Source organism: Psychrobacter sp. AOP7-B1-24 (assembly GCF_052376215.1).
GTDB lineage: Bacteria > Pseudomonadota > Gammaproteobacteria > Pseudomonadales > Moraxellaceae > Psychrobacter.
Genome location: NZ_JBQSVL010000242.1, coordinates 1 through 260, shown reverse-complemented (window position 1 = coordinate 260; position 260 = coordinate 1). Strand labels below are relative to the sequence as shown.

Sequence of the window (260 nt, the reverse complement as noted above, 5' to 3'; positions counted from 1 at the left end):
GCTTCATTAATCGCTCTACGGTACACCGAGCAATACATAATCCTTCTGCTTTCATCTGCTGCCAGACTTTACGCGCACCGTAACGGCATTTGCTATCCTGCCAAATACGTTTAATCTCACCGATGTAATAGTCGTCATGCTGACTGCGCAGTGAACGCTTGTGTGGGTTGTCGCTTAAGTCTTGAGCACGATAATAAGTTGACGGGGCAATCGGTAGGACTCTACAGATCAGCTCGACCCCATAAAGGTGTTTATTGTCA

The 260-nt window shown here is 46.9% G+C and carries 1 protein-coding gene; it reads right to left on the bottom strand.

What is annotated here, in order from left to right:
• Nucleotides 1–260: IS3 family transposase (locus tag ACT3QP_RS15200; RefSeq protein ID WP_444526084.1), on the bottom strand; the 260-nt coding region annotated here is incomplete at both ends.